This window comes from Sinomonas sp. P47F7 (genome assembly GCF_049332655.1).
Classification (GTDB): domain Bacteria; phylum Actinomycetota; class Actinomycetes; order Actinomycetales; family Micrococcaceae; genus Sinomonas.
Genome location: NZ_CP186327.1, coordinates 1,950,366 through 1,967,375 on the forward strand (window position 1 = coordinate 1,950,366; position 17,010 = coordinate 1,967,375).

At 70.2% G+C, this 17,010-nt stretch carries 16 protein-coding genes; all 16 read left to right on the forward strand.

The annotated features are described in order from the left end of the window. Positions 1-48 precede the first annotated feature (48 nt). Complete coding sequence (locus ACOKR1_RS09195; protein WP_422936345.1) at positions 49-1,701, forward strand: UDP-N-acetylmuramoyl-L-alanyl-D-glutamate--2,6-diaminopimelate ligase; 1,653 nt, start codon at positions 49-51, stop codon at positions 1,699-1,701. Further along, on the forward strand, positions 1,694-3,199 hold the full coding sequence (locus ACOKR1_RS09200; RefSeq protein ID WP_422936346.1) for a UDP-N-acetylmuramoyl-tripeptide--D-alanyl-D-alanine ligase: 1,506 nt from the start codon (positions 1,694-1,696) through the stop codon (positions 3,197-3,199). The genes ACOKR1_RS09195 and ACOKR1_RS09200 overlap by 8 nt, the downstream gene beginning before the upstream one ends. Next, positions 3,196-4,305 (forward strand): phospho-N-acetylmuramoyl-pentapeptide-transferase, encoded by a 1,110-nt coding sequence (gene mraY, locus ACOKR1_RS09205; protein WP_422936347.1) that lies wholly within the window; start codon positions 3,196-3,198, stop codon positions 4,303-4,305. The genes ACOKR1_RS09200 and mraY overlap by 4 nt, the downstream gene beginning before the upstream one ends. Beyond that, positions 4,287-5,825 (forward strand): UDP-N-acetylmuramoyl-L-alanine--D-glutamate ligase, encoded by a 1,539-nt coding sequence (gene murD, locus ACOKR1_RS09210; protein ID WP_422936348.1) that lies wholly within the window; start codon positions 4,287-4,289, stop codon positions 5,823-5,825. The genes mraY and murD overlap by 19 nt, the downstream gene beginning before the upstream one ends. Positions 5,826-5,829: 4 nt before the next feature. After that, positions 5,830-7,095 carry a putative lipid II flippase FtsW gene (gene ftsW, locus ACOKR1_RS09215; RefSeq protein WP_422936349.1) on the forward strand — a complete coding sequence of 422 codons (1,266 nt, stop codon included), beginning with the start codon at positions 5,830-5,832 and terminating at the stop codon, positions 7,093-7,095. Between the two features lie 2 nt (positions 7,096-7,097). Then, positions 7,098-8,234 (forward strand): undecaprenyldiphospho-muramoylpentapeptide beta-N-acetylglucosaminyltransferase, encoded by a 1,137-nt coding sequence (gene murG, locus ACOKR1_RS09220; protein ID WP_422936350.1) that lies wholly within the window; start codon positions 7,098-7,100, stop codon positions 8,232-8,234. After that, positions 8,231-9,676: a UDP-N-acetylmuramate--L-alanine ligase gene (gene murC / locus ACOKR1_RS09225; protein WP_422936351.1), complete on the forward strand. Its 1,446-nt coding sequence runs from the start codon at positions 8,231-8,233 to the stop codon at positions 9,674-9,676. The genes murG and murC overlap by 4 nt, the downstream gene beginning before the upstream one ends. Beyond that, positions 9,669-10,793 carry a cell division protein FtsQ/DivIB gene (locus ACOKR1_RS09230; protein WP_422936352.1) on the forward strand — a complete coding sequence of 375 codons (1,125 nt, stop codon included), beginning with the start codon at positions 9,669-9,671 and terminating at the stop codon, positions 10,791-10,793. Before murC ends, ACOKR1_RS09230 begins: the two co-directional genes overlap by 8 nt. Positions 10,794-10,970: 177 nt before the next feature. Further along, the gene (gene ftsZ / locus ACOKR1_RS09235) at positions 10,971-12,188 is read left to right on the forward strand and encodes a cell division protein FtsZ (protein ID WP_422936353.1); all 1,218 of its coding nucleotides are present in this window, start codon (positions 10,971-10,973) and stop codon (positions 12,186-12,188) included. Continuing rightward, entirely contained in the window at positions 12,185-12,925 is a 741-nt protein-coding gene (locus ACOKR1_RS09240; protein ID WP_422936354.1) for a laccase domain-containing protein, read from the forward strand. Before ftsZ ends, ACOKR1_RS09240 begins: the two co-directional genes overlap by 4 nt. Further along, entirely contained in the window at positions 12,918-13,640 is a 723-nt protein-coding gene (locus tag ACOKR1_RS09245) for a YggS family pyridoxal phosphate-dependent enzyme (RefSeq protein ID WP_422936355.1), read from the forward strand. Before ACOKR1_RS09240 ends, ACOKR1_RS09245 begins: the two co-directional genes overlap by 8 nt. A gap of 74 nt (positions 13,641-13,714) precedes the next feature. Further along, a complete protein-coding gene (locus ACOKR1_RS09250) occupies positions 13,715-14,245 on the forward strand; it encodes a cell division protein SepF (protein ID WP_422936356.1) in 531 nt (176 codons plus the stop codon). 7 nt (positions 14,246-14,252) lie between these two features. Next, positions 14,253-14,540 (forward strand): YggT family protein, encoded by a 288-nt coding sequence (locus tag ACOKR1_RS09255; protein ID WP_415853901.1) that lies wholly within the window; start codon positions 14,253-14,255, stop codon positions 14,538-14,540. A 139-nt stretch (positions 14,541-14,679) separates the two neighbouring features. Further along, the gene (locus tag ACOKR1_RS09260) at positions 14,680-15,312 is read left to right on the forward strand and encodes a DivIVA domain-containing protein (protein WP_422936357.1); all 633 of its coding nucleotides are present in this window, start codon (positions 14,680-14,682) and stop codon (positions 15,310-15,312) included. Positions 15,313-15,381: 69 nt separating this feature from the next. Then, positions 15,382-16,020: a signal peptidase II gene (gene lspA, locus ACOKR1_RS09265; RefSeq protein ID WP_422936358.1), complete on the forward strand. Its 639-nt coding sequence runs from the start codon at positions 15,382-15,384 to the stop codon at positions 16,018-16,020. Continuing rightward, positions 16,013-16,945 (forward strand): RluA family pseudouridine synthase, encoded by a 933-nt coding sequence (locus ACOKR1_RS09270; protein WP_422936359.1) that lies wholly within the window; start codon positions 16,013-16,015, stop codon positions 16,943-16,945. The genes lspA and ACOKR1_RS09270 overlap by 8 nt, the downstream gene beginning before the upstream one ends. Positions 16,946-17,010 lie beyond the last annotated feature (65 nt).

Genomic DNA, 17,010 nt, shown 5'->3' on the forward strand with positions numbered 1-17,010 from the left:
GCGGCAAGCGGCTAGAGTTGGAACCTGTCGAAAGCGATGAAGGTGATTGTGAGCGAGCACGAGAGTCCCACGGACCCCGCGCCCGCGCCCCACAAGGGCGCGCCGGTTGGGTCCCCCTTCCGTCCACTGCACACCCGGCCCGTGCCACTCTCTGACGTGGCCGGGCTGCTCGGGCTCCCTCGCGAGGCTGCCGGCGACGCGCTCGTGACGGGCGTTGCGCTCGATTCGCGCTCCGTGGAGCCGGGCGACCTGTACGTCGCGGTGCCGGGCACCGGTCGCCACGGGGCGTCGTTCGCGGCGCAGGCCCTCGAGAACGGTGCCGTCGCGGTTGTGACGGATGAGGCGGGCGCGAGGCTCACGGCTCTTGACGACGCCGTCGCGGGCGTCCCCGTCCTCGTCGTCGACGATGCGCGCGCGGCGGTCGGGCCCGTGGCGGCATTCGTGTTCGCCAGCCAGCCCGAGGACGCCGCGCGCCCCCTCCTGCTCGGCGTGACCGGGACGAACGGCAAGACCACCACGACGTACTTCGCGAACGCCCTCCTTGGCGCGCTCGGCCACCGCACGGGGCTCATCGGCACCATCGAGATCCTCGCGGGCGGCGAAGCCATTCCGAGCCGCCTCACGACCCCTGAGTCCACGGACGTCCATGCGCTCCTTGCCCTCATGCGCGAGCGCGGCCTCACAGCGGCCTCGATGGAGGTCTCCTCGCACGCGATCGAGTACCGCCGTGTGGACGGCGTCCGCTACGACGTCGCGGGATTCACGAACCTCACGCAGGATCACCTCGACCTGCACGAGACCATGGACGAGTACTTCTCCGCGAAGGCGAAGCTCTTCACGCCCGAGCGCGCGGCCCGCGGTGTCGTCATGGTCGACGACGCGTGGGGCCGGCGGCTCGCGGAGCAGGCGGCGATCCCGGTGACGACGCTGTCCGTCGCGGGGGAGAGGGCCGACTGGTTCCTCGCCTCGAGCGAGCGGGATGGCTTGGGCACGGCATTCGAGCTTCAGGGACCGAACGGCCAGTCGTTGCACCTCCGGACGGGCCTGCCTGGGCAGTTCAACGTGGCCAACGCGGCCCTCGCGGCGCTCCTGGTCCACGCGGCGGGCGCCTCGCTTGAGGAGATCCAACGTGCCGCGGACGTCGCCGAGCCGTTCAGCGTCGAGGTCCCCGGGCGCATGCAGCTCGTGGGGACGGAGCCGGCCGCCGTCGTCGACTTCGCGCACAACCCCGATGCCCTCGGGCGCGCGCTCGAGGCCGTGCGCCCGCCGGACGGTGCCGGGCGCGTCGTCGTGGTTTTCGGCGCGACCGGGCAGCGAGATCAGGGCAAGCGGCCCATCATGGGCGCGGTCGCCGTCCGCGGTGCGGACGTCGTCGTCGTGACTGACGACGATCCGCACGACGAGGACCCCGCGGCCATCCGCGCCGACGTCGTGGGCGGCGCCCGCGCCGAGAACGAGGCGGCCGGTTTGGGCCGCATCGTCGAGGAGGTCGCGCCGCGCGCGGCCGCCATCCGCCGCGCCGTCGAGCTCGCAGGGGCCGAGGACGTGATCCTCGTGGCCGGCCGCGGCCACGAAGTGTTCCAGGAGGTTCAGGGGGTCAATCTCGACCTCGACGACAGGATCGAACTCCGGGCAGCCCTCGAGGCGCGCGGATTCCGCACAGTGGGGGCCGAGCAGATAGAGTCCACAACCGATGATTGAGTTCAGCGCCGAGGAGATCGCCCGCATCACGGGCGGCCGCCTCACGGGCGATCCACGCCTCACCCCAAGTCACGTCACCACGGATTCGCGGGAGGCCCGCGCGGGATCCCTGTACGTCGCCAAGCCAGGCGAGCATGCGGACGGGCACAGCTTCGTCGGCGCGGCCTTCGCTGCCGGCGCCATCCTCGCGCTCTGCGAGCGTGAGGTCGCGGACGACGGCGGGAGCGTCTACCCGGCGGTCGTCGTGCCGGACGCCGTGCTCGCCATGGGCGAGCTCGCGAAGGAAGCTGTGCGGCGCATCCGCGAGGCCAGATCCGCGCGCGGCGAAGCCTTCACGGTCGTGGGCATCACGGGCTCCGCGGGCAAGACGACCACGAAGGACCTCCTCGCCGGGATCTTCCGGTCGACGCCCGAGGGATCCGCCACCCCAGCCTCCACGATCGCCCCCCAGGGCTCGTACAACGGCGAGGTCGGTGTCCCGCTCACGGTCTTCACGGCCGACGAGTCGACGCGCTACCTCGTGATCGAGATGGGCGCGACCGGGATCGGCCACATCCAGTACCTCGCCGACCTCGTGGCTCCGGACATCGGCGTTGTGCTCGCCGTCGGAACCGCCCACGCGGGAGAGTTCGGCGGCGTCGAGAACATCGCGAAGGCCAAGGGCGAGCTCGTCGAGGCGCTCGCGCCGGACGGGACCGCCGTCATCAACCTCGACGATCCGCGCGTCCGCGCGATGGAACCCCGCACCCGGGCCCGCAAGGCCTTCTTCACCACCTTCCCCGAGGCGGCAGACGCCCACGCGGCCCGCGGAACGGTCGTAGCGGCCGTCGACGCCCGCACCACGGAGGATGGCTGCCCCGCCTTCGGTCTGCAGATCGACGGCGGCGAGCCCCTTCCGGTGCAGAGCCGGCTCATCGGTGCCCACCACACGGGGAACCTCTTGGCTGCCGCGGCCGCGGCGCACGCGGCGGGCGTCTCCGCGGAGACGATCGCGGCCTCGCTCTCGTCGCAGGGACCCGCGAGCCGGTGGCGCATGGAGCGCACCGAGCGTCCCGACGGCGTGACCGTGATCAACGACGCCTACAACGCGAATCCCGAGTCGATGCGGGCCGCCCTCCAGGCCTTGGCGGTCCTGGGCCGCGGGCGCAGGACGTGGGCCGTGCTCGGCGCGATGCTCGAGCTCGGGGACGAGTCCATCTCGGCCCACACGGCCGTCGGCACGCTCGTGGTCCGGCTCAACATCGACCGTCTTGTGGTCGTGGGCCGCGAGGCGCGCCCGCTGTACGTCTCAGCGGTCAACGAGGGCTCGTGGGGCAACGAGTGCTCGTTCGTCGAGGACGTCGATGAGGCCTTCGAACTGCTCGAACGCGAGCTCGCCCCTGGCGACCTCGTGCTCGTCAAGTCGTCCAACGGGGTCGGCCTCCGGCACCTCGGCGATCGGATAGCATGGGCCGCGCGGGCTCAGTCCACTGGCACCGCGGGAACGGAGCTCACGTGATCGCACTGCTGATCGGGGCGGCGCTCGCCCTCGTACTCGCGTTCGTCGGAACCCCGCTGTTTATCCGACTTCTCGTGCACAAGGGCTACGGCCAGTTCATCCGAGACGACGGGCCGACGAGCCACCACACGAAACGCGGCACGCCGACCATGGGCGGCACGGTCTTCGTCCTTGCCACGGTGCTCGCGTACTTCCTGGCGCACCTCATCGTGTGGCTCATGCATCCGAGCACGGGCGGCCCGACGATGTCCGCGATGCTCTTGCTCTTTCTCATGGTCGGCATGGGGCTCGTCGGGTTCCTCGACGACTTCATCAAGATCTCGAAGCAGCGCAGCCTCGGGCTGAGCGCCCGCGCGAAGCTCCTCGGGCAGGGTGCGGTTGGCATCAGCTTCTCCCTGCTCGTGCTCCAGTTCCCCGACGCGAGCGGACGGACCCCGGCCTCGGCGACGATCTCGTTCCTCCGTGACGTCCCGTGGCTCAATCTCGCGTTCGCCGGGACGGTCGTCGGGGCGATCCTGTTCGTCATCTGGGCGAACTTCCTCGTCACGGCGGCGAGCAATGGCGTGAATCTCACCGACGGCCTCGATGGCCTCGCGGCAGGCGCGTCGATCATGGTGTTCGGTGCGTATACGCTCATGGGCATCTGGCAGAGCAACCAGCGCTGCGGCTCCGCCCGGGTCCCCGGCTCTGTCTGCTACGAGGTCCGCGATCCGCTCGACCTTGCCCTCCTCGCCGCGATCATGAGCGCCGCGCTCGTCGGGTTCCTGTGGTGGAACACCTCGCCGGCCAAGATCTTCATGGGTGACACGGGCTCCCTCGCGATCGGCGCGGCCATTGCGGGCTTCGCGATCCTCACGCGAACCGAGCTCCTGCTCGGCGTCATGGGCGGGCTGTTCGTGATCATCACGCTGTCCGTGATCCTCCAGGTGGGCTTCTTCAAGCTCACGAAGGGCAAACGTCTGTTCAAGATGGCACCCTTGCAACATCACTTCGAGCTCAAGGGCTGGGCCGAGGTGACGGTCGTCGTCAGATTCTGGATCCTCGCGGGGCTTTTCGTTGCGGTGGCGCTCGCGATTTTTTATGCGGAGTGGGTGGCTGGGCTGTGAGTGAGCGCGCGGGAAGGCTCGCGTCCCTGACGTCGTGGGATGCCGACTGGTCCGGACTCCGGGTCGTCGTGACCGGGATCGGCGTCGCGGGCTTCGCCGCGGCGGACACGCTCATCGAGCTCGGGGCGAGCGTCGTCGTCGTCGACGGGTCCGAGACGGAGCGGACCAGGGCCCAAGCTGAGACGTTGCGCATCGTCGGGGCAGTCGAGGTGCTGCTCGGGCCTACGGCGGTCCAGGCCCTTCCGACGGTCGACGGCGGCTTGCCAGACCTCGTCGTCACCTCACCCGGGTGGCGTCCCGATCAGGCGGTCCTCGCGGCGGCCTCCCGGAAGCACATCCCCGTCTGGGGCGACGTCGAGCTCGCGTGGCGCGTGCGCAGCCGGCGCGGCAAGAAGACCGCCGACTGGCTCGCCGTCACGGGCACGAACGGCAAGACGACCACGGTCGGTATGGCCGAGTCGATGCTCCAAGCCGCAGGGCTCAAGGCGATCGCAGTCGGCAACGTCGGCAAGCCGATCCTCGACGCGATCCGCGAGCCGGTCGAGTACGACGTCTTCGTGGTCGAGCTCTCGAGCTTCCAGCTGCACTGGGCCGAATCCCTGTCTCCGGTCGCGTCCGTGGTGCTCAACGTCGCCGAGGACCACGTGGACTGGCACGGCTCGTACCAGAGCTACCTCGCGGACAAGGCGAAGATCTACCGCAACACCCAGAAGGCGGCCGTCTACAACGCCGAGCAGATCGAGACCGAGCGCATGGTCGAGGAGGCCGACGTCGTCGAGGGCTGCCGGGCGATCGGGTTCTCGACCGGGGTGCCCGGCCTGAGCATGCTCGGGGTTGTGGAGGGGCTTCTCGTGGACCGGGCGTTCATCCCCGAGCGCCGCGACCACGCCGCAGAGCTCGCGGCCGTGCAGGACCTCGGCTCGATTGCGCCGCGGCACACGGTCGCGAATGCCCTCGCGGCCGCGGCGCTCGTCCGTGCGTACGGTGTCGAGCCGGTGGCCGTGCGCGAGGGCCTCCGCCGCTTCCTCCCGGGCGACCACCGCATCCAGCCCGTGGCGACGGTCGGCGGCGTCGTCTGGGTCAACGACTCGAAGGCGACCAACCCGCACGCCGCAGGCGCCTCGCTCGCGGCGTTCTCGTCCGTGGTATGGATCGCGGGCGGGCTCTCGAAGGGCGTGACGTACGACGAGCTCGTCTCGCGGAACGCGTCGAGGCTCAAGGCGGTGGTGCTCATCGGGGTCGACAGCAGCGAGCTCGCGAGTGCTCTCGCGCGACACGCGCCGAATGTCCCGGTGATCCCCGTGGAGCCGGGCGAGACTGGAGGAGACCGGCCGGACGGGGCGTCGATCATGGAGGCGGCCGTCGCGCGCGCGGCCAGCGCTGCGGCGTCCGGGGATACCGTGCTCATGGCGCCGGCGGCAGCGTCGATGGACCAGTTCGTGTCCTACGCCCAGCGCGGGGACGCCTTCATCGACGCAGTCCGTCGGCTCGTCGAGAGGCAGGCACCGAGCAAGGAGTAAGAGCATGGCCACAGCGCAGCAGGAGCGCCTCGCCCCGGCCGCGCAGAAGTTGTGGCGGCGCCTCGAGGGCCCGGGCCCGCTCGGCGCCGGTGCCGGCTATTACCTCATCCTCGGCTCGACGCTCGCGCTCACCGCGATCGGAATCATGATGGTGCTCTCGGCGTCGAGCGTCGAGAGCATCTCGCTCGGCGACAGCCCCTACACGGCCGCCCTCAAGCAGACCCTCTTCGGGGCGGTCGGCGTCGTCGGGATGTTCATCATCTCGCGCATCAATGTCCGCTGGCTCAAACGGCTCGCGTGGCCGGGCATCGGGGCAACCGTCGTGCTGCTCGTCCTCGTGCAGCTCATCGGCAAGCGCGTGCTGGGCAACCGGAACTGGATCGACATCGCGGGCTTCAGCCTGCAGCCCTCGGAGTTCGCGAAGCTCTTCCTCGCGCTCTGGATGGCCACGATCCTCAACAAGAAGGCGGACCTGCTGGGGCGCTGGGGCCACGCCCTCGTGCCCGTGGTTCCGGTGGGTCTCGGGGTTGCGGGGCTCGTCATCTGGGGCCACGACCTCGGGACCACTCTCGTGATCCTGCTCGTGGTCGCGGCGGCCTTGTTCTTTGGCGGCATTCCGACGAAGATCTTCGCGATCAGCGGCGCCGTCATGGCTGCCGGCGCGATCGCCTTCGCCGTCACGAGCGCCAACCGCATGTGCCGCATCTACGAGTGGCTCGGCCAGAGCAACTCGACGTGCACCGCGGACGGCGCCGACTTCGGCTACCAGGTCCAGAACGGCCTCCAAGGGCTCGCCTCGGGCGGCTGGCTGGGCGTTGGGCTCGGGCAGAGCCGGCAGAAGTACAACTGGATCCCCGAGGCGCAGAACGACTTCATCTTCTCCGTGCTCGGCGAGGAGCTCGGCCTCTTCGGGACCCTCCTTGTGCTCGCGCTCTTCGCCGTGCTCGCCGTGGCGATCTTCCGCGTCGTGGTCCGCCAGAAGGAGCTCTTCCCGCGCATCCTCGCCGGCACGATCATGGCGTGGCTTCTGGGCCAAGCTGCACTCAATATGGCGATGGTCACGGGGCTCATGCCCGTCATCGGCGTGCCGCTGCCGTTCATTTCCTCGGGCGGTTCCGCTCTCGTCAGTTGCCTGTGTGCGGTCGGCGTAGTGTTGTCTCTGGCTCGCGAAGAGATGCGGCCAGGCCGCGCCGCGCGCACGAAGGGGACCGTGAAGAAGGCGAAGCGCGCCACCCCGAAGAAGCCGACGAAGCGGAAGGCCACCACCTAGCAATGCCCCCTCAGGACCCCACCGGGCCCACTGCGCGCCCGCCCCTCCCCGGCCCGTCTGTCGTCCTCGCTGGCGGGGGAACCGCAGGGCATATCAGCCCGCTGCTCGCGATCGCGCGCGCTGTCGCGCGGCGCAGCCCAGGCGCTCGGATCCTCGCTGTCGGCACCGAATCGGGCATGGAGACGCGGCTCGTGCCCGAGGCTGGGTTCGAACTCGTGACCATCGACCGCGTCCCGCTTCCGCGCCGGCCAACGCTGGATCTCCTCAGGCTGCCAAGCCGGCTTGCGAACGCCGTCCGGCAGGCCGAGCGTGTGCTCGAGCAGGCCCACGCGGACGTGCTCGTCGGGGTTGGCGGTTACGTGTGCACGCCCATGTACCTCGCGGCGCGGCGCCGCGGCACCCCCATCGTCATCCATGAGGCCAATACGCGGGCAGGCCTTGCCAATCGCGTGGGCGCGCTGTTCACGGAGCGGGTCGGCAAGGCGTTCCCGGAGACGAAGCTGCGGCATGCCCGCCTCGTGGGGATGCCCATGCGGCGGGAGGTCTCCGGCCTGGACCGGAACGCCGCGCGCGGCGGCGCCCGCGGCGCGCTCGGCCTCGAGCCAGACCTGCCCACGCTCGTCGTGACAGGCGGTTCGTCCGGGGCCCTGAGCATCAACCGCGCGCTCGCGGCGTCTCTTCCGGCTCTGGCCGCGGCCGGGGTCCAGACCCTTCACATCACGGGCCGCGGCAAGACTGTGACGGGGAACGACGGCGTGCCGCTCGCCGCGGACGGCTACCATCAGGTCGAGTACGTCGACGGCATGGAGATGGCCTACGCGGCCGCGGACCTCTTGGTCTGCCGCGCCGGCGCGGGCACGGTGTGCGAGGTGGCAGCGGCGGGGGTTCCTGCGGTGTTCGTCCCGCTGCCGATCGGCAATGGCGAGCAGGCGCTCAACGCGCGGGGTCTCGCCGAGGCCGGTGCCGCGCTGCTCGTGCGGGACGCGGACTTCACGCCGGGATGGCTCGCACGCGAGGTTCTCCCGCTCGTGGCGGACCCGGGGCGCCTCACCGAGATGTCGCGCAAGGCCGAGGCACTCGGGGTGCGGGACGCTGACGATGCGATGGCGGCGATGGTCATGGAGGCGGTGGGCGCGTGACGGGACACGAGACACAGCGGCTCGGGGAGGCGCTCGCCCAGTTGGGGCGCGTGCACTTCGTCGGGGTCGGCGGCGTGGGCATGTCCGCCGTGGCCCGGGTCATGGTGGCCCGCGGCGTACCCGTGAGCGGCTCCGACGCGAAGGACCTTCCCATCATGCGCGACCTCGCCGCGCTCGGCGCGCGCATCGCCGTCGGCTACGACGCGGCGCATCTCGGGGACGCGGAGACGGTCGTCGCGGGCTCCGCGATCCGCCCCGACAACCCCGAGCTCGCCGAGGCCCGCGCGAGGGGCCTGCGCGTGCTCCACCGCTCGGAGGGGCTCGCGGCCGCTATGGCGGGGAGCCGCGTGCTTGCCGTGGCCGGCACGCATGGCAAGACCACCACGACGTCCATGGCCACGTGGATGCTCCGCGGCGCGGGCCTCGACCCGAGCTTCGCGATCGGCGCGAACGTCCCTGCCCTCGGCGTCAACGCCGCGTCCGGGACCACCGACGTGTTCGTCGCGGAGGCGGACGAATCAGACGCATCGTTTCTCAACTACCGCCCGCTCGTGGAGATCATCACGAACGTCGAGGCGGACCACCTTGACCACTACGGGACGGCCGAGGCCGTCCACGCGGCCTTCGACGCCTTCGCGGGGCTCCTCCCGCGGGAGGGCCTGCTCGTCGCGTGCGCCGACGATCCGGGGGCGCGCGGCGTGGCCGAACGGCTCCGCGCGGCAGCTCGCGAGACGAACGACGGCGGCCCACGGGTCGTGCTCTACGGAACCTCGGCGGGCGCGGACCTGAGGCTCACGCAGGATGCCGACGGCGCGACGCTTGCGTGGGACGGCGGCGCGGCCCGCCTCCCGCTGACCGTTCCCGGAACGCACAACGCGCTCAACGCGGCCGGGGCGTTCGCCGCCGTCGTCCTCGGTCTTGGTGCCGAGCCGCAGGCCGCCGCAGCGTCGCTCGCGACGTTCACTGGGGCGGCGCGCCGCTTCGAGCTCAAGGGAGAGGCCAACGGTGTGCGGGTCTACGACGACTATGCGCACCACCCCACTGAGGTCCGGGCCGCCCTCGCGGCGGCGCGGAGTGTCGCCGGGACGGGTCGCGTGCACGTCCTGTTCCAGCCGCACCTGTTCTCGCGCACTCGGGAGTTCGCCGCCGAGTTCGCCCAGGCCCTCTCGGTCGCGGACACCGTCAGGGTGCTCGAGATCTATCCCGCGCGCGAGGACCCGATCCCGGGCGTCACGAGCCGCCTCGTGACGGACGCTCTTCCGGACGGCGCCTATGCCGCGTCGCCCGAGGACGCGGTCGGTGAGATCGCCGCGCTCGCCTCGCCGGGGGACATCGTGCTGACGGTCGGGGCCGGCGACGTCACTGCTCAGGGCCCCGCGCTCGTGGCTGCTTTACGAGCGCGGGCAACGGCCGCGGGGAAGGCAGAGTCACCCGATGGCTAGCCCCCGCAAGCCCCGCGTTCCGCGCTCCGGCTCGACGGGCGGCCAAGGGCCGTCGGAGGGCGCCGCTCGGGGCGGCTCTCGGGAGGCTCCGGCAGGCGCCGGGTCGGCGGGGGAGGAGCGGAGCCGGGTGTCGCTCGGCGCAAGCTCCAAGGTCACCGTCCTCCGCCCGGTTCGGGACGAGGCTCCGGAAGAAGAGTTCGTCGACGCTCCCGAAGACTGGTCTGGCGGGTTCGACGACTCTGGAACGCGCGACGACGCGCCCGAGGCGAGCGACACAGCGGGCCCGGACACGGAACGGGAGAAGCCAGCCCGCCGGCGGCGCTGGGGCTCCCGGCGCGCCCGGAAGGCCGCCGAGGCCAAGGCCGCGGAGCAGGCGGCCGCCTCGCGCGACGTCCTCGCGTTCCCCGTTCCGCACGTCAAGCGGGTTCGCCGCCGCGCGATTGCCGTCGCTGTCTCGGCCGTGGCGCTCGTCGCGGGGCTCATGGCGCTCCTCGTCTTCTCGCCGCTGCTCGCGCTGCGGACCATCACGGTCGAGGGCACCAAAATGCTCGCTCCTGCGCAGGTCCTCGCCGCGCTCAAGCCGCTTCAGGGCCGCCCGCTCCCGCTCGTCGGGCCGGATGATGTGACGCGCCTCGTGAACCCCATCGTCCAGGTGAAGTCCGTCCGCAGCCGCGCGGTGCCGCCGAACACGCTCCTCGTGACCGTCGTGGAGCGAGTCCCCGTCGCGCTCGTGAAGCAGTCGAACGGCTTCTCGGTGGTGGACGGCGACGGCGTCGAGGTCGCCCAAGCCCAGGACAAGTCTGCGTTTGCGGTTCCGGTGATCGACGCGTCGGGCGGCGCGATCGCGCACCCGACATTCCTCGCGATCACGAGCGTCCTCGCCGCGCTTCCCGCGGACATCCTCGCGCAGCTCGCCACCGCGAAGGCCGATTCGGTCGACTCGGTGCAGCTCAAGCTCGCGAACGGCAAGACGGTGATTTGGGGGAACGCCCAGGACCGCGATCTCAAGGCCCAGGTTCTTGCGGCGCTCATGAAGGCGAACGAGACGCCGGTCAAGGGACAGACGCCCGTGACGGTCTATGACGTGAGCACGCCCCGCCATCCGGTCACGCGTTAGGGCCCGCTTTGCGGCAAAGCTCGCGACACGCCTAGGCGGTCGTTGCACCGGGGAATCGCGGCAAATACCGTCTTCAACAAGAGCTAGTTGACATAACTATAACCTTCGACTTGAGGGTTAAGGTTGTGAACCCGGCTTCTTGCAGAACCAGCAGGCTTCGAACAAGGGACACTCAACGTGGCAGCACCGCAGAACTACTTGGCCGTCATCAAGGTCGTCGGCATTGGCGGCGGTGGCGTGAACGCAGTAAACCGCATGATCGAAGTCGGTCTGCGAGGAGTGGAATTCATCGCCATCAACACGGACGCCCAGGCGCTGCTCATGAGCGACGCGGACGTCAAGCTCGACGTCGGCCGCGAACTGACCCGTGGCCTTGGCGCCGGTGCGAACCCCGAGGTCGGCCGCCAGGCTGCGGAGGACCACTCGGATGAGATCGAGGAAGTCCTGCGCGGCGCGGACATGGTCTTCGTGACGGCCGGCGAGGGCGGCGGAACCGGAACGGGCGGCGCTCCCGTCGTGGCGCGGATCGCGCGCTCGCTCGGCGCGCTCACGATCGGCGTCGTGACGCGTCCCTTCACGTTCGAGGGCCGCCGCCGCGCGTCGTCGGCCGAGAACGGCATCGAGGCGCTCCGCGACGAGGTCGACACGCTCATCGTGATCCCGAACGACCGGCTCCTCTCGATCAGCGACCGCAACGTGTCGGTGCTCGACGCGTTCCGCTCCGCCGATCAGGTTCTCCTCTCCGGAGTCCAGGGCATCACGGACCTCATCACGACCCCTGGTCTCATCAACCTCGACTTCGCCGACGTCAAGTCCGTCATGCAGGGTGCGGGTTCCGCCCTCATGGGCATCGGCTCGGCGCGCGGAGAGGACCGCGCCGTCAAGGCCGCCGAGCTCGCGATCGCGTCGCCGCTCCTCGAGGCCTCGATCGACGGCGCGCACGGCGTCCTGCTCTCGATCCAGGGCGGCAGCGACCTGGGCCTCTTCGAGATCAACGAGGCCGCGCGCCTCGTGCAGGAGGTGGCGCACCCCGAGGCGAACATCATCTTCGGCGCCGTCATCGACGACGCCCTCGGCGACGAGGCTCGCGTCACGGTCATCGCGGCTGGCTTCGACGACGTCAAGGCAACGTCGCCGTCGCTCGAGGACACGAAGGCCAGGGCCGCCGCCCAGCAGGCGGCTGCCGCGGCGGCGTCGGCCGTTTCGTCGGCGCCACAGGTGCCGCCGGCACCGCGCCCGTCCGCCCAGCCGCAGCCGGTCCACGCCGGCCTGAGCCAGTGGAGCCAGTCGCACACCACGGCCGACTCTGGTTTTGACGTCGAGCTTCCGGCGGTTGTCGAGCCGGACCTCTCGGGCTCTCGCGACGATCTCGATGTGCCCGACTTCCTCAAGTGATTGATCGAGCGGCCGCCCCGGCGCCCCAAGGCGACGGGGCGGAGGGACTCTTCTGGTGGCGCCGGGACATCCGTCCCGGCGTCACCGCCGCGTTCACGCAGGTCTCGGCGGGAAACCTCGCCTTCCACGTCGGCGAAGACGACGACGGCGTGCGCGCCCATCGCACTGCGCTTGCCGAGGCCGCGGGGGTAGACCGCTTCCAGTACATGGAGCAGGTCCACGGGAACACGGCCGTGTGGGCCGAGCAGGCCGGCGAGGTACCGGTCGCGGATGCCCTCCTGTCACGCGGGACTCCCGTGGCGGTCATGGTCGCCGACTGCGTCCCGATCGTCCTGGTGGGGCAGTTCCCGGATGGCTCGCCCGCGCTCGGAGCTGTTCACGCGGGGCGGGTCGGGCTCGCCGTGGGAGTGGTCCCGGCAGCTGTCGCGGCCCTCCGCGATGCCGGGGCGGGCGGACTCGAGGGGTGGATCGGTCCCAGCATCTGCGGGCGCTGCTACGAAGTGCCTGCGACCCTCCGAGACGAGGTTGATGCCGCGGTCCCCGGGACGGCGTCGCGGACGTCGTGGGGCACGCCGGCACTTGACCTCCCGGGCGGCGTCGCAGCCCAGCTCGCGGCTGCGGGCGTCCCCGTTCATTCCGAGGCCGCGGCGTGCACGCTCGAGGAAGAGCGACTCTTCTCGCATCGGCGCGCGCCGGGGGAGGGCCGCTTCGCGGGCCTGGTGTGGGTGCATGCGTGATCTCGAGGCCCGGCGGGCTGAGCTCGCGGCGAACCTCGAGCGCGTTCGTCGTCGGATCTCCCAGGCGGCGCGCGCGTCCGGGCGGGGCGAGGAGCCCAAGCTCATCGTCGTGACGAAGTTCCACCCCGCGGGCGATGTGAGGCTGCTTGCCGAGCTCGGCGTGACCGACGTCGGAGAGAACCGCGATCAGGAGGCCTCCGCGAAGGCGGCCGAGCTTGCGGGCCTGGAGCTCTCGTGGCACTTCATCGGCCAGCTCCAATCGAACAAGGCGAAAAGCGTTGTTCGCTACGCCGACACCGTGCACTCGGTAGACCGTTCCTCGCTCGTGACGGCCCTCGCGAAAGCCGCGGCCCATGAACCGTCGCGCGCGGGCCGCCCGCCTCTAGCGTGCCTCCTCCAGGTGAACCTCGACGAGGATGCGGTGTCCGGGAGAGGGGGAGCGTTGCCGGCCGAACTTGCGCGGCTTGGCGACCTCGTCGCAGACGCGGAGGGGCTGCGCCTCGCGGGCGTCATGGCGGTCGCGCCGCTCGGCGAAGACCCTGCGCGAGCCTTCGAGCGCCTGTCCGCTTGCGCCGCGAAGCTGCGCGCGGACCATCCAGATGCGAGGATGGTGTCTGCGGGTATGAGTCAAGACCTCGAACAGGCCATTGCGGCGGGCGCGACACACGTGCGGATCGGGACAGATGTCCTCGGTCCGCGGCCACGCGTGCTGTAGCGTCGAAGCGTCGGGACCTCAAGGGCCGGGACCCGGTGCCTGAGGACCGCGTGGCCCGAGTACAGGAGTCGAGCATGGCCGGAGTTATGCGGAAGACCATGGTTTACCTCGGCCTCGCAGACAGCGATGAGCAGTTCGAGGCCGAGGCCCATCACGCCCGCACGGAAACCACACGTACGGAAGAGGACAAGCCGGTGCACACCGAGCGCGAAGAACGCCGACAGGCACTCGCAACCCGCGAGCCCGCCGCCGCCGAGGTCGAGGAGTACCGGGCTCCGGTGACGCCCATCAAGCGTGCCGCAGCCGTGCGTGAGGACGGCAGCCTGCGCCAGATCACCACGGTCCACCCGCGCTCCTACAACGACGCCAAGATCATCGGAGAAAGCTTCCGCGAGGGCATTCCCGTGATCATGAACGTCACGGACATGGGCGAGGCAGACGCCAAGCGCCTCGTCGATTTCTCGGCCGGCCTCGTGTTCGGCCTCCATGGCAGCATCGAGCGGGTCACCAACAAGGTGTTCCTGCTCACCCCCGCGACGATCGAGGTCCTCGGCGAGGACAAGAAGGCGAGCGAGGGGACTACCGCCTTCTTCAACCAGAGCTGAGTTTCGCGTGGGCATTGTCTGGGCACTCGTGTATGTGCTCCTCGATCTCCTGCTCGTGGGGCTCGTGGGGCGCCTCGTACTGGACTGGGTCCAGTCGTTTGCCCGGTCGTGGCGACCGCGGGGGTTTTCCCTCGTAGCCGCGAGTGCCATCTACTCGATGACCGATCCGCCCATGCGGTTGTCCAGGAGGCTTTTCAAGCCTGTCCGGCTCGGTGGTTTGAGCCTCGATATCGCGTTCATTGTCCTCGTGTTCGCGGTCTACATCGCTATGGATATCGTTCGGAATCTCGCGTAGGTTCTTAGCAAAGAACCGGGGGCTTCTCTTTTTCTGTACTTACGTGCTAAGTCGGAAGTGGAGCGACCGGGTGAATGTCAGCTACGGTAGTCGGGGGAGGCAAGCCTTCCCGACTGACAAGACCAAATGAGGTGAGCAGATGGCTCTGACGCCAGAAGATGTCGTCAACAAGCGATTCCAGCCGACCAAGTTCCGCGAGGGCTACGACCAGGACGAGGTTGATGACTTCCTTGACGAGATCGTCATTGAGCTCCGCCGGCTGAACCAGGAGAACGACGAGCTCCGCAAGAAGGTCGCCGAGCTCACCTCGAAGGGCGGTGTTTCGGCACCCGAGAAGCCGGCCGTTGAAGAGCCCAAGCCGGTTGAGGTCGCGAAGCCCGCTCCGGTAGCTCCGGCGCCCGCGCCCGTCCAGGCGGCTGCCCCCTCGACGGTGCACGCGCAGACCGCCGAGTCGGCCGCTGGCCTCCTCGCGATGGCCCAGCAGATGCACGACAAGCACGTCCAGGACGGCATCGACCAGCGCGACAAGATCATCGCCGAGGCGCAGATCGAGGCGAGCAGCCTGGTGAGCGAGGCTCAGGAGAAGTCCCGCAAGACGCTGGGCGCCCTTGAGCAGCAGCGGTCCGTGCTCGAGCGCAAGGTCGAGCAGCTCCGTGGCTTCGAGCGCGACTACCGCACCCGCCTCAAGGCCTACATCGAGGGCCAGTTGCGCGATCTCGACGCCCGCGGCTCGGTCGTGTCGAACGAGATCCCCGACAACGCCGAGGTCTAAGTCAGAAACTCGTCAGAGCCGGCGGCCGCCCACGCGGTCGCCGGCTTCGGCATGCCAACGGAAAGCAGCATGGACAACTCCACACCGACGTCGCCCCCGCATGACCACGCGCCGTCGTCCGCCGGGCGCCGTCGCCTCCACTGGCGGGGCATTGGCGTGCTGGCCGCCCTCGCCGTCATGGCGTATGTCCTCGACCAGCTCACGAAGCTCTGGGTGACGAGCACCATGACGGAGGGGGAAAGGACCCCGGTCCTCCCGCCGCTCCTGCACTGGTACTACATCCGCAATTCGGGTGCCGCGTTCTCGATCGGTGAGAACGTGACGTGGGTCTTCAGCATCATCATGACTGTCGTCTCGGTCGCGATCATCGTGTACGCGAGGCGGGTGCGTTCCGTCGGGTGGGCCGTCGCTCTCGGGCTCGTGCTCGGCGGTGCGCTCGGCAACCTCACCGACCGGCTGTTCCGCGAGCCCTCGTTCGGCATGGGCCACGTGGTGGACTTCATCCAGCTGCCCAACTTCGCGATCTTCAACGTCGCCGATTCGTGTGTCGTCACAGGGGTCGCCCTCATCTGCCTCCTGACGCTCCTCGGCATCGGCGCGGACGGAAGCCGGCACACGAAGCGCGACGGCGCCCGAAACGACGAGCGCGGAGCCGGGACCGGTACAGGGTCCGGGGGCGAAGGGCAACCGGGGACGCCGGGTGCCTGAGCGGCACACCGTCCCCGAGGAACTCGCCGGAGCGCGCGCGGACGCGGGTCTCGCGGCCCTGCTCGGGGTGTCCCGATCGGCCGTGGCGCAGCTACTGGCGGGCGGCCATGTGCGCATGGCAGGCAAGGCTCTCGCCAAATCGGATCGGCTCGCCGCCGACGCGGAGATTGACATCGACGCGCCCGAGCAGCGCGATCCCCTGGAAGTGGTGGTGGAACACGTGGACGGCCTCGAGATCCTCCTCGATGACGAGGACTTCGTCGTCGTGGACAAGCCCGTCGGCGTTGCCGCGCATCCCTCCCCGGGATGGGTAGGGCCCACCGTCGTGGGAGGCCTCGCCGCTGACGGCTTCCGCATTTCGACGTCCGGTGCGCCCGAGCGCGCAGGGATCGTCCACCGGCTTGACGTCGGCACGTCCGGCGCCATGGTCGTCGCGAAGACCGAGCACGCGTACACCGTGCTCAAGAGAGCGTTCAAGGAGCGCACCGTCGAGAAGGTCTACCACGCCGTGGTCCAGGGCCTGCCCGATCCGCTCGAGGGGACCATCGACGCGCCGATCGGGCGGCACCCGGGCTACGACTGGCGCTTCGCGGTCGTCGAGGACGGCCGCGCCTCGGTGACGCACTACGAAGTGCTCGAGGCCTTCGGCCGCGCAAGCCTCGTGGAGGTCCACCTCGAGACTGGCCGGACGCACCAGATCCGCGTCCACTTCTCGGCGCTACACCACCCGTGCGCGGGAGATCTGACGTACGGCGCGGACCCGCGGCTCGCGGCCGATCTCGGCCTCACGCGGCAGTGGCTGCACGCGCACCGCCTCGGCTTTGCGCACCCGCGAACGGGCGAATGGGTCGAGGCCACGAGCCCCTACCCGGCCGATCTGCAGTACGCGATCGACGCGCTCCGCGGAGGCCCCTCAGACCGTTGACGGTTCGCCGACACCGGTATGTCGCCGACGAGCTTGCTGCTGCGAGCCTCCTGCGGCGCGGCAGC